The organism is Ramlibacter sp. Leaf400 (genome assembly GCF_001424545.1).
In the GTDB taxonomy this organism is placed as follows: Bacteria; Pseudomonadota; Gammaproteobacteria; order Burkholderiales; family Burkholderiaceae_C; genus Ramlibacter.
On record NZ_LMQL01000001.1, the window covers coordinates 433,945 to 445,101 of the forward strand.

The 11,157-nt window shown below is 68.6% G+C and carries 11 protein-coding genes; 5 read left to right on the forward strand and 6 right to left on the reverse strand.

What is annotated here, in order from left to right:
- Position 1 precedes the first annotated feature (1 nt).
- The gene (pdeM, locus tag ASG30_RS02120) at positions 2-688 is read left to right on the forward strand and encodes a ligase-associated DNA damage response endonuclease PdeM (protein ID WP_055891823.1); all 687 of its coding nucleotides are present in this window, start codon (positions 2-4) and stop codon (positions 686-688) included.
- Between the two features lie 21 nt (positions 689-709).
- Here pdeM and ASG30_RS02125 read toward each other — a convergent pair whose 3' ends face one another.
- From ASG30_RS02125 to ASG30_RS02150, 6 genes are all read right to left on the reverse strand, one after another.
- Positions 710-1,768, reverse strand: coding sequence for a malate/lactate/ureidoglycolate dehydrogenase (locus tag ASG30_RS02125; RefSeq protein ID WP_055891827.1), 1,059 nt, complete (start codon positions 1,766-1,768; stop codon positions 710-712).
- Positions 1,769-1,770: 2 nt separating this feature from the next.
- Entirely contained in the window at positions 1,771-3,297 is a 1,527-nt protein-coding gene (locus tag ASG30_RS02130; RefSeq protein ID WP_055891828.1) for a UxaA family hydrolase, read from the reverse strand.
- Between the two features lie 4 nt (positions 3,298-3,301).
- Positions 3,302-4,699, reverse strand: coding sequence for a TRAP transporter large permease (locus tag ASG30_RS02135; protein WP_055891831.1), 1,398 nt, complete (start codon positions 4,697-4,699; stop codon positions 3,302-3,304).
- Positions 4,700-4,721: 22 nt separating this feature from the next.
- Positions 4,722-5,318 carry a TRAP transporter small permease gene (locus ASG30_RS02140; protein WP_082521819.1) on the reverse strand — a complete coding sequence of 199 codons (597 nt, stop codon included), beginning with the start codon at positions 5,316-5,318 and terminating at the stop codon, positions 4,722-4,724.
- Between the two features lie 193 nt (positions 5,319-5,511).
- Positions 5,512-6,489, reverse strand: coding sequence for a sialic acid TRAP transporter substrate-binding protein SiaP (locus tag ASG30_RS02145; RefSeq protein ID WP_055891834.1), 978 nt, complete (start codon positions 6,487-6,489; stop codon positions 5,512-5,514).
- Between the two features lie 33 nt (positions 6,490-6,522).
- Entirely contained in the window at positions 6,523-7,239 is a 717-nt protein-coding gene (locus ASG30_RS02150; protein WP_055891837.1) for a FadR/GntR family transcriptional regulator, read from the reverse strand.
- Between the two features lie 170 nt (positions 7,240-7,409).
- On the opposite strand from ASG30_RS02150, the gene ASG30_RS02155 reads away from it, so the two are divergent.
- The 4 genes from ASG30_RS02155 to ASG30_RS02170 all read left to right on the forward strand — a co-directional run bounded on the left by ASG30_RS02155 (position 7,410) and on the right by ASG30_RS02170 (position 11,128).
- Positions 7,410-8,147 (forward strand): SDR family oxidoreductase, encoded by a 738-nt coding sequence (locus ASG30_RS02155; RefSeq protein WP_055891839.1) that lies wholly within the window; start codon positions 7,410-7,412, stop codon positions 8,145-8,147.
- Positions 8,144-8,890, forward strand: coding sequence for an SDR family NAD(P)-dependent oxidoreductase (locus ASG30_RS02160; RefSeq protein ID WP_055891843.1), 747 nt, complete (start codon positions 8,144-8,146; stop codon positions 8,888-8,890). The genes ASG30_RS02155 and ASG30_RS02160 overlap by 4 nt, the downstream gene beginning before the upstream one ends.
- Positions 8,891-8,928: 38 nt before the next feature.
- Complete coding sequence (locus ASG30_RS02165) at positions 8,929-9,777, forward strand: fumarylacetoacetate hydrolase family protein (RefSeq protein ID WP_055891846.1); 849 nt, start codon at positions 8,929-8,931, stop codon at positions 9,775-9,777.
- 370 nt (positions 9,778-10,147) lie between these two features.
- The gene (locus ASG30_RS02170) at positions 10,148-11,128 is read left to right on the forward strand and encodes an IS110 family transposase (protein WP_055891849.1); all 981 of its coding nucleotides are present in this window, start codon (positions 10,148-10,150) and stop codon (positions 11,126-11,128) included.
- The last annotated feature ends 29 nt before the right edge of the window (positions 11,129-11,157 follow it).

Genomic DNA, 11,157 nt, shown 5'->3' on the forward strand with positions numbered 1-11,157 from the left:
CTTGCTGAGAATTTCGCTGGCCGGCGAGGATGCGGTGCTGCATCCGAGCGGCGCCCTGTTCCTCTCCTCCCACCACGCGCTGCTCGTCGCCGATGCCCATTTCGGCAAGGCGGTGAGCTTTCGCAAGCTCGGTGTGCCGGTGCCCGAGGCCACCACCACGGCCACCCTCGATTCGCTGACGGATGCCATCGCCCAGACCGGCGCCCGCGAGGTCGTCTTCCTCGGCGACTTCCTCCATTCGGCCCGTTCGCACGCGCGCGAGACGCTGGACACGCTGCACGGCTGGCGCGAGCGCCACGCCGGCCTGCGGCTGACGCTGGTGCGCGGCAACCACGATGCGCGCGCCGGCGATCCGCCGGGGTCGCTGCTGATCCGGGTCGTCGACGAGCCGCTGGCGATGGGCCCGTTCGCCCTGTGCCACCACCCGCGGCCGGTCGCCGGCGCCTACGTGCTGGCGGGCCACTGGCACCCCTGCATCAGCGTCAGCGGCCGCGCTTTCGAGCGGCTGCGCCTGCCGTGCTTCTGGCTGGGCGACGACAGCGGGGCGCTGCCGGACCGCGCGGTGGGGGTGCTGCCGGCCTTCGGCAGCTTCACCGGCATGCACCGGATCGATCCGGGCGCGGGCGACCGCATCTTCCCGGTGGCCGGGGGCGTGGTGCGGGCGCTGCCGCCCCTGCCCGTGGCCTGAGCGCCGCGGCTCAGACGGGTTTCAGGCGGTCTTCAATCCCAGCTTCTCGCCCGCGGCGAGGATCTCGCCCCAGGTGGCGCCATCGATCGTGATGCCCTCGCGGCGCCGGGCCTCGCGGGCCGCGCGCTCCGGCTCGCCGGCGATCAGCACGCCCTCGGCGCCGGGCGCCGCCGGGCTCTGGCGCAGCCAGGCGAGGAAGGCCGTGGCCTCCTGCTCGAAGGCCGCCGCGGTGCCGAGCTTGGCCGGGTCGACCAGCACGGTCAGCATGCTGTTGTAGACCGCCCGCGCGCTGTCGGGCGGGCGGTGCCAGGTGCCGCCGCCGGTGAGCGCGCCGCCGAGCAGCTCGCAGGCCAGAGCCAGGCCGTAGCCCTTGTGCTCGCCGAATGGCATGAGCGCGCCGAAGCCGCCCTTGGGCTGCTGCACCACGACCACGCCGGGGTCGGTGGTCGGGTGGCCGGTCTCGTCGATCAGGAGGCCTTCCGGCGCACGCTTGCGTTCGTTGTGCGCGACGCGCATCTTTCCCTGCGCCACGCGGCTGGTGGCGAAGTCCAGCACGAAGGGTTCCGCTCCCGCCAGCGGGATGCCGATGCAGCAGGGGTTGGTGCCGAAGCGGCCGTCGCCGCCGCCCCAGGGCGCGACGATGGGACGCGACAGCACGTTGACGAAGTGCAGCGACACCAGGCCGCGCGCCACCGCCATCTCGGCGAAGTGTCCGATTCGACCCAGGTGGTGCGCATGGGCCAGCGCCATCACGCAGGTGCCGTGCTCGCGGGCCCGGTCCATCGCCAGTTCCATGGCCTGCACGCCGACGATCTGGCCGTAGCCGTGGCCGCCGTCCAGCGTGAGCAGCGCGCCACCGTCCAGCGTGGTGCCGACCGAGGTGTTGGGCTTGAGGCCGCCTTCCAGCACGGCGTCGACGTAGCGCGGCACCATGCCCACGCCGTGCGAATCGTGGCCGCTGAGGTTGGCCAGCACCAGGTTGGCCGCCACCTGGGCGGCCTCCTGCGGCGAGCTGCCGGCCGCCTGCAGGATGGCGGTGACGCGCGTCTCGATCTCTTGGGCTTGGAGGGTGATGGCCATGGCTACATCACCGCCCCGACCTGCCAGGGCACGAATTCGTTCTGCCCGTAGCCGTGCTTCTCGCTCTTGCTGGCCTCGCCCGAGGCCGTGGCCAGCACGAGGCGGAAGATGCGCTCGCCCATGGCCTGCACGGAGGCGCTGCCGTCGATGATCTCGCCGCAGTTGATGTCCATGTCTTCCTCCTGGCGCTGCCACAGCGCCGAGTTGGTGGCCAGCTTGAGGGAGGGCGAGGGCGCGCAGCCGTACGCCGACCCCCGGCCGGTGGTGAAGCAGATCATGTTGGCGCCGCCCGCCACCTGGCCGGTGGCGCTCACCGGGTCGTAGCCGGGCGTGTCCATGTAGACGAAGCCGTGCGCGGTCACCGGCTCCGCGTACTCGTACACCGCCTGCAGGTTGGTGGTGCCGCCCTTGGCCACCGCGCCCAGCGACTTCTCCAGGATGGTGGTCAGCCCGCCCGCCTTGTTGCCGGGCGAGGGGTTGTTGTTCATCTCGCCTTCGTTGACGCGGGTGTACTGCTCCCACCACTTGATGCGCGAGATCAGCTTCTCGCCGACCTCGCGCTTGACCGCGCGGCGCGTGAGCAGGTGCTCGGCGCCGTAGATCTCAGGCGTCTCCGACAGGATGGCCGTGCCGCCGTGCGCCACCAGCAGGTCGACCGCCGCGCCCAGCGCCGGGTTGGCGCTGATGCCCGAGTAGCCGTCCGAGCCGCCGCACTGCAGCCCGATGGTGATGTGGGAGGCAGGGCAGGGCTCGCGCCGAACGCGGTTGGCCTGCGGCAGCATCTCCTTGACCAGGGCGATGCCCTTCTCCACGGTCTTGCGCGTGCCGCCGGTGTCCTGGATGTTGAACACGCGCAGCGTCTCGCCCTCGCGCAGGCTGCTGTGCGCGAGCCAGGCGTTGATCTGGTTGGCTTCGCAGCCCAGGCCCACCACGATCACGCCCCAGAAGTTGGCGTGCGTGGCGTAGCCGGCCAGCGTGCGCTCCAGGATCTGCATGCCCAGGCCCTGCGTGTCCATGCCGCAGCCGGTGCCGTGGGTGAGCGCCACCACGCCGTCGATGTGGGGAAAGTCGGCCAGCGCGCCAGGATTCGTCTGGCGCGAGAAATGATCGGCGATGGCGCGGGCCGCTGTGGCCGAGCAGTTGACGCTGGAGAGCACGCCGATGTAGTTGCGCGTGGCCACCCGGCCGTCGGCGCGGCGGATGCCCATGAAGGTGGCCTGGCGCCTCTCGGGCTCGGGCTTCACGTCGGCGCCGAAGGCGTAGTCGCGCTCGAAGGCGCCCCCGTCGGGCCCCATCCAGAGGTTGTGCGTGTGCACGTGCTCGCCTGCGGCGATGGGTTTGCTCGCGAACCCGATGATCTGGTTGTAGCGGCGCACCGGTTCGCCGGCCGCGATGTCGCGCATGGCGATCTTGTGGCCGGGCGGGATCAGGCCCTTGGCCTGCACGCTCTCGACCATCGCGCCGCCCACGAGCTGGGCCCGCGCGATCAGCACGTCGTCCTGGGGATGGAGTCGGATGAAGGGTGTCATGGGATCAATAGAACATCTTGGGCAGCCACAGCACCAGCTTCGGGAAGTAGGTGATGACGACCAGGGAACCGAGCAGGGGCACCAGCCACGGCAGGATGGCCATGGTGGTGCGTTCCACCGAGAGCTTGGCGACGCGCGCCAGCACGAACAGCACCATGCCCATGGGCGGGTGCAGCAGGCCGATCATCAGGTTGAGCACCATCACCAGGCCGAAGTGGACCAGGTCGATGCCCAGCTGCTGGCAGATCGGCACCAGGATGGGCACCAGGATCGTGATCGCCGCGGTCGGCTCCAGGAAGCAGCCGACGAACAGCATCAGCAGGTTGGCCAGCAGCAGGAACACCCAGGGGTCGCGCGTGAAGCCCAGCACCCACTGCGAGATGGCGGCGGTGACGCCGGTGGCGGTCAGCATCCAGCCGAAGATGCTGGCGGCGGCCACGATGAGCAGCACCGTGGACGTGGTCTCCACCGTGTCCAGGCAGACCTTGACGAACATCTTCCAGGTCAGGGTGCGGTACCAGGCGAAGCCCAGCACCATGGCCCAGATGCAGGCGGCGATGGCGCCTTCGGTGGGCGTGAAGAGGCCCGTCGTCATGCCGCCGATCAGCAGCACCGGCGTCATGATGGGCAGCACGGCCTGGAAGCGGAACACGCGGTCCATGCCGAACAGCAGCACCAGGCCGGCGACCACGGTGGCCTGGGCCGGCAGGCCGAACTTGGTGATCAGCACCCACAGCGCGGTCGGCCAGGCGATCACCACCAGCGTTTCGGACAGCGCCTTGAGCACGCGCGGCCATTCGAAGCGGATGTCGCCGCCCCAGCCGTTGCGGTGCGCGAACCAGGCGACGGTGAGCATCATCAGCACCGCCATCAGCACGCCGGGCAGGATGCCGGCCAGGAACAGCGCGCCCACGCTGACGTTGGCCATCATCCCGTAGATCACGAACGGTAGCGAGGGCGGGATGATGGGGCCCAGCGTGGCCGAGGCCGCCGTCACGCCGACGGCGAACTCGGTGTCGTAGCCGTGGTCCTTCATGGCCTTGATCTCGATCGTGCCCAGGCCGGCGGCGTCGGCGATGGCCGTGCCGCTCATGCCGGCGAAGACCACCGAGCCCACCACGTTGACGTGGCCCAGCCCGCCCTTGAGCCAGCCCACCAGCGCCAGCGCGTAGTTGTAGATGCGGTTGGTGATGCCGGCGTTGTTCATCAGGTTGCCGGCCAGGATGAAGAAGGGCACCGCCAGCAGCGGGAAGCTGTCGATGCCGCTGACCATCCGGTGGATGACCACGAAGGGCGGCAGCGTGCTGTCGGACAGCATGATGAACAGCAGCGCGGAGCCGGCCATGGCGACGGCGACCGGCAGGCCGGTGCCCATGAGGCCGAGGAAGATGAGCTTGAGCATGGGGTGGGGTCCGGTGCGGGGATCAGCGGTCGTCGATCGTGGTCTCGGGCCGCTCCAGCACGGAGTAGCCGCGGCGCAGGTGGATGCGCATCACGCCCACGGAGCGCACCGCCATGGCGGCGAAGCCGAGCAGGCAGACGCCGTACACCCAGTTCATCGGCAGGTCCACCATCGTCATGCGGGAGTTGCTCCCCAGCTTGAGCATCATCATCCCGGTGAGCACGGTGGCCACCGAGAAGAAGGCGATGCGCGCCACGTCCACCACCGTCGACATCACCCTTCCGAGCCGGTGCGGCATGAAGCGGTAGAAGAAGTCGACGTGGATGTGGTTGTTCTTGATCACGCCGATGGTGGCGCCGGTGAACACGGTGGCGATCAGCAGGTAGCGCGCGATCTCCTCGGTCCAGGCCGCCGAGTCGTTGAAGACGTAGCGGGTGATGAACTGGTAGAAGACCACGCTCCCCAGGATCCAGAAGAAGGCCAGGGCCACCCAGGCCTCCGGTGGCGTGCCCGAGAGCACCACCGCCTCGTCCTGCGCGTGGAATTCGCCATCGGCCCCCATCACGGGGGCCATGTCGTCGATGGTGCTTCGGGTCGTCGGGTCCAGATGGGCGGACATGGCGGCTCCTGGGGGTTGGAGAGTTCTGAGTTCGTCATCCCGCGGAGAGCGGGTTGGCTTTTTTTTCGTCATTCCCGCGAAGGCGGGAATCCAGTGCTTCCGTCTTCATCGGGTCCGGGCGAGGAGGAGGAAGCCCTGGGTCCCCGCCTCCGCGGGGACGACGGCTTTCTCCTCCTCACCGGCCGTCCTGCGCTTACTTCAGGCCGACCACCCGGTCCCAGTCCTTCTTGTCCAGCTTCATCGACTCGAAGCTGATCGCCTTGAGCACGCGCTGCTGGAAATCATTGCGGTCCACCGTGACCACGTTGAGGCCCTTCTTCTTGAACTCTTCGACCAGCTCGCCTTCGCGCTTGCGGATGTCGTTGGTGGCCTTCTCCGCCGCTTCCTGCGTGACCTCGGCGAGGATCTTCTGCTCGGCCGGCGACAGCTTGCCCATCAGGCCGGGCGACACCACGGTCAGCAGCGAATCGGCGATGTGGCCGGTCAGGATGATGTTCTTCTGCACCTCGAAGAACTTCTTGGCCTCGATGGTGGGCAGCGGGTTCTCCTGCGCGTCCACCGTGCCGTTCTGCAGCGCCAGGTAGACCTCGGCGAAGGCGATCGGCGTCGGGTTGGCGCCGCAGGCGCGCGGCAGCGCGGTGTAGGCGGGCGCGTCGGGCACCCGCATCTTGATGCCCTTCATCTCGTCGCAGTTCTTGAACAGCTTGTTGCTGGTGGCGTGGCGGGCGCCGTAGTAGGTGAGGGCGGTGACGGTGTTGCCGGTGGCCTTCTTGTAGCCCTCGGTGAGCTCCTTGAACACGTCGCTCTTGCTGTACTTGACGACGTGGTCGGCGTCGCGGAAGGTGAACGGGTAGTAGCTCACGGCCAGCCGCGGGAACGAGGTGGCGGCGAACGAGGCGCCCGTCAGGATGATGTCCACCGTGCCCAGCTGCAGGCCCTGGTTGATGTCGCTCTCCTTGCCCAGGCTGGAGGCGGGAAACACCTGGATCTCGTACTTGCCGTTGGTGCGCTTCTTGAACTCCTCGCCGGCCCACACCGACCACTTGTGGTACGGCTCGGACGTCTCGTAGACGTGGGCCCACTTGAGCTTGGTCTGTGCCATGGCGGGCGCCGCCGCGGCGGCGGCCAGGGCACAGGCCGCGATCAGTTGGAGGGTGAAGCGCTTGCTCATCGGGAGTCTCCTTGTGTTGGAAGGGGTCTGGCGTCAGGAACGGTTGGCGCGGCGCCAGCTCGCGCTGTAACGGGTGTAGGCACGCTGCAGGTGGTGGTGCATGGCGTCGCGGGCGGCGGCGCCATCGCGGTCGCGGATCGCGTCCAGCACGCCTTCGTGCTCCTGGAGCGCGGCGTCCCAGGAGGCGGGGTTCTCGAAGTAGTCGCTCATTCGCGCGAACAGCGGGCCGCTGCGCGCCTGCCAGTAGCCGAGCACGGTGTCGCGCAGCACCTCGTTGCCGCAGGCGTCCGCCACCGCGACGTGGAAGGCCTCGTCGCCCTCGCGCGGGACCACGCCCGACTCGGCCTGCTCGCGCATCCGGGCCAGCGCCGACGCCATGGCGGCGATCTGGCCCTTGCGCGCGTGGCGTGCCGCCAGCGCCGCGACCTCGCCCTCGACCAGCTCGCGGGCCCGCATCAGCTCCAGCGGGCCCCATTCGGCCGGCCCGTGGGCGCCGTTGCCGTTGACGCGCGCCACGCCGTTCTGCGGCCGCACGTAGATGCCCGAGCCGACGCGCACCTCGACCCAGCCTTCCACCTCCAGCGCGATCAGCGCCTCGCGCACCGAGGGCCGGCTCACGCCCAGCTGGCGCGCCAGGTCCCGCTCCGCCGGCAGGCGGCCGCCCTCGAACTCGCCCTGCGCGATGAGCCCACGCAGCTGCTCGGCGATCTGCCGGTAGAGGCGCTGGGATTCGACGGCTTGAAGGGGCATGGGGCGGGGGCTAGGGGCTAGGGGCTAGGGGCTAGGGGCTAGGGGCTAGGGTCGGACCGGATTGGCCAAGTGGTCAGGCCAATTACTATCCAGCGCAGTTCGGGGACCCGCATCCGGTATTCCCCCTAGTCCCCAGCCCCTAGTCCCTAGCCCCTACGAAGGAGCACCCCGTGCGACTGAAGAACAAAACCGCCCTCGTCACCGCCGCCGGCCAGGGCATCGGGCGTGCGAGCGCGCTGGCCCTGGCCGCCGAAGGCGCGCAGGTTTGGGCCACCGACGTCAATCCCGCCCTGCTGGCCGGCTTCGAAGAGCAGGAGCGCATCCGCGCGCTTCCCCTCGACGTGCTGGACAAGGCCGCGCTGCAGCGCGTGATCGGCGAGATGCCGGCCATCGACGTGCTCTTCAACTGCGCGGGCTACGTGCACGGCGGCACCATCCTGCAGGCCAGCGACGAGGAATGGAACTTCGCGCTCAACCTGAACGTGCGCTCCCAGTTCTGGGCCATCCAGGCCGCGCTGCCAAAAATGCTTTCGCAGGGCCGTGGCGGCAGCATCATCAACATGGCCAGCGTGTGCAGCAGCATCAAGGGACTGCCCAACCGCTTCATCTACGGCACCACCAAGGCCGCGGTGATCGGCCTCACCAAGAGCGTGGCCGCCGACTACGTGGCCGACGGCATCCGCTGCAACGCCATCTGCCCGGGGACGGTCGACACGCCTTCGCTGCAGGACCGCATCAACGCCAACGCCGACCCGGTGGCCGCGCGCCAGGCCTTCATCGCACGGCAGCCGATGGGTCGCCTCGCGCAGGCGCACGAGATCGCGCCGCTGGTGGTCTTCCTCGCCAGCGACGAAGCGGCCTTCGTGACCGGCCAGGCCTACGCGGCCGACGGGGGGATCACGATATGAACCAGCTCGATTTCCAGGGGCGCCACGCGGTCGTCACCGGCGGCGCCACCGGCCTGGGCTACGCCATCGCGCAGCGCCTGCTGCAGTCCGGCGGCAGCGTGACGATCTGGGACCGCGACGAGCGCGCCGCGGCGCAGGCCGCCACGGCGCTGGGGGCGAAAGCTTCCGCGGTGACCTGCGATGTGGCCGACCACGCCTCGGTGGTGGCCGCGCTCGCGCGCACCCTGGCCGCTTCGCCGCGCGTGGACGCGCTGGTCAACTGCGCCGGCATCACCGGTCCCAACGCCAAGCTCTCGGACTACCCGCCCGAGGCCTGGCGGCAGGTGTTCGACGTCAACGTGCACGGCACCTTCCACTGCTGCCGCGAACTGGCCGCGCACATGCGGGGGCAGGGCTACGGCCGCATCGTCAACATCGCGTCGGTGGCCGGCAAGGACGGCAACCCGAACGCCAGCGCCTACAGCGCGAGCAAGGCGGCCGTGATCGGGCTGACGAAGTCGCTGGGCAAGGAACTGGCCGACGTCGACGTGCGGGTGAACTGCGTGACGCCCGCGGCGGTGAAGACGGCGATCTTCGACCAGATGACGCCCGAGCACATCCAGTTCATGTTGTCGAAAATCCCGATGGGCCGCTTCGGCACGCCCGACGAGGTCGCTTCGATGGTGGCCTGGCTGTGCACCGAGGAATGCTCCTTTTCCACCGGCGCGGTGTTCGACCTGTCCGGCGGCCGCGCCACCTACTGATCCCCTCCCCAACAACGACACGAAAGGAAGAAACGAACATGAAGCTGGTGCGCTATGGCAACCCGGGCCGCGAGAAGCCGGGCCTGATCGACGACGAAGGCAAGCTGCGCGACCTGAGCAGCGTGGTGCCGGACATCGGACCGGACCAACTCGGCCAGTCCGGCCTGGCCCGCATCCGCAAGGCCAACCCGGCCAGGCTGCCGCTGGTGCGCGGCAAGCCCCGCATGGGCTGTCCGGTCAACGGCGTCGGCAAGTTCATCGCCATCGGCCTGAACTATGCCGACCACGCCGCCGAGTCCAACGCGCCCATCCCCAAGGAGCCCATCGTCTTCATGAAGGCGACCAGCTGCATCCAGGGCCCGAACGACCCGGTGATGCTGCCCAAGGGCTCGGTCAAGACCGACTGGGAGGTGGAGCTGGGCGTGGTCATCGGCACCCGGGCGCGCTACGTCTCCAAGAAGGACGCGCTGTCGTACGTGGCCGGCTACACGCTGGTCAACGACGTCAGCGAGCGCGAGTACCAGCTGGAGCGCGGTCCGCAGTGGGACAAGGGCAAGGGCTGCGACACCTTCGGTCCCATCGGCCCCTGGCTGGTGACGCCCGACGAGATCGAGAACGTGCAGCGCCTGGACATGTGGCTGGACCTGAACGGCCAGCGCATGCAGACCGGCAACACCAAGACCATGATCTTCAACTGCGCCACGCTGGTGAGCTACGTCAGCCAGTTCATGACGCTGCTGCCCGGCGACGTCATCACCACCGGCACGCCGCCCGGCGTGGGGTTGGGCATGAAGCCGCCGAAGTACCTGAAGAAAGGCGACGTGATGACGCTTGGGATCCAGGGGCTGGGGGAGCAGCGGCAGGAGGTGGTGGGGTTCAAGGCCTGAGCTCTCCCGTCATCCCCGTGAAGGGGATCAAGGCTTTTCCCGGGTATCCGAGAAGGCCGGCGCACTTGTATCTTTCGGGTCCGGCTTCCTTTTTTTGGCAAGGCTCGTGCAGCCTGATACGCACTAGGGTCCCGAACCCGTAATCCAGCAGATTGCGCACGAGCCANAGTACTGGCGCACCAGCCCGCCGGGCACGTGCACGTCCACGTATCTTTCGGGTCCGGCTTCCTTTTTTTGGCAAGGCTCGTGCAGCCTGATACGCACTAGGGTCCCGAACCCGTAATCCAGCAGATTGCGCACGAGCCAAGCCGCTAGCCTGAAGCCCGAACAGTTTGCTTGAACTCATAGTTCGCATTTGCAAGGAGGGGCAATGGTTGGCTTGCCAGGTGGAAGCGTGGATCGAGCRKTCACGGTGGGTATCGATATCTCCAAGGACAGTCTGGACGTGGGGTTTGAGCCGGCCAGGCCGGGCTTGAAGCTCGCCAATGACGCCAGCGGTATCGATGCTCTGGTGCAGCATCTGAAGCAGCTGCAGGTATCGCTACTCGTGTTGGAGGCCACCGGCGGCTACGAGGCTGCTGTGGCCTGTGCCCTGCAGTCGGTGGGCTACGAGGTGGCGGTGGTCAACCCGAAGCAGGCGCGCGACTTCGCCCGGGCCATGGGGCAGCTGGCTAAGACGGACACCCTGGACGCGGCGGTGCTGGCGCAGTTGGCGCGGGTGATCGAGCAGCATCCGCAACGCGCCAAGTACGTGCGCCAGCTGCCCAGCGAGCAGCAGCAGGAGTTGGCCGCCTTGGTGACCCGGCGCAACCAGTTGGTGGCCATGCTGGTGTCGGAGAACAACCGGCTGCAGCTGTCGCACCGCAAGGCCAGGCGCAGCATCGAAGCCATCATTGGAGCGCTGAAGGCTGAGCTGGCCCAGATGGACGATGACATGTCCTCGCACGTGCAGACGCACTTTGCCGACATTGCCGGCCTGCTGGGTAGCGTCAAGGGCATCGGGCCCAACACGACCGCTTTGCTCATCGCCCAGCTGCCCGAGCTGGGCAAGCTCTCGCGYCGCGAGATCGGCGCCCTGGCCGGGGTGGCCCCGCTCAATCGCGACTCCGGGCGCATGCGCGGGCGCCGCTCGATCTACGGCGGCAGGGCCGCACTGCGCCGCRGGCTGTATATGGCCACGCTGGTGGCTGCCCGCTGGAACCCGTCCATCAAGGCTTTCTACGTCCGGCTGCTAGCCGCCGGCAAACCGAAGAAGGTGGCCCTGGTGGCCTGCATGCGCAAGCTGTTGACCATCCTGAACGCGATGGTCAAGAGTTCGACGCCCTTCAGAAATCCAGCATCGGCCGCTTGACAACCAAGACAGTTGCTGGATTCCCGCCT

Bases quoted from the DNA above. Each gene is read 5' to 3' on its own strand.
- ASG30_RS02125 (WP_055891827.1), bottom strand. From the start codon at position 1,768: ATGGCCATCACCCTCCAAGCCCAAGAGATCGAGACGCGCGTCACCGCC.
- ASG30_RS02130 (WP_055891828.1), bottom strand. From the start codon at position 3,297: ATGACACCCTTCATCCGACTCCATCCCCAGGACGACGTGCTGATCGCG.
- ASG30_RS02135 (WP_055891831.1), bottom strand. From the start codon at position 4,699: ATGCTCAAGCTCATCTTCCTCGGCCTCATGGGCACCGGCCTGCCGGTC.
- ASG30_RS02140 (WP_082521819.1), bottom strand. From the start codon at position 5,318: ATGTCCGCCCATCTGGACCCGACGACCCGAAGCACCATCGACGACATG.
- ASG30_RS02145 (WP_055891834.1), bottom strand. From the start codon at position 6,489: ATGAGCAAGCGCTTCACCCTCCAACTGATCGCGGCCTGTGCCCTGGCC.
- ASG30_RS02150 (WP_055891837.1), bottom strand. From the start codon at position 7,239: ATGCCCCTTCAAGCCGTCGAATCCCAGCGCCTCTACCGGCAGATCGCC.
- ASG30_RS02160 (WP_055891843.1), top strand. From the start codon at position 8,144: ATGAACCAGCTCGATTTCCAGGGGCGCCACGCGGTCGTCACCGGCGGC.
- ASG30_RS02165 (WP_055891846.1), top strand. From the start codon at position 8,929: ATGAAGCTGGTGCGCTATGGCAACCCGGGCCGCGAGAAGCCGGGCCTG.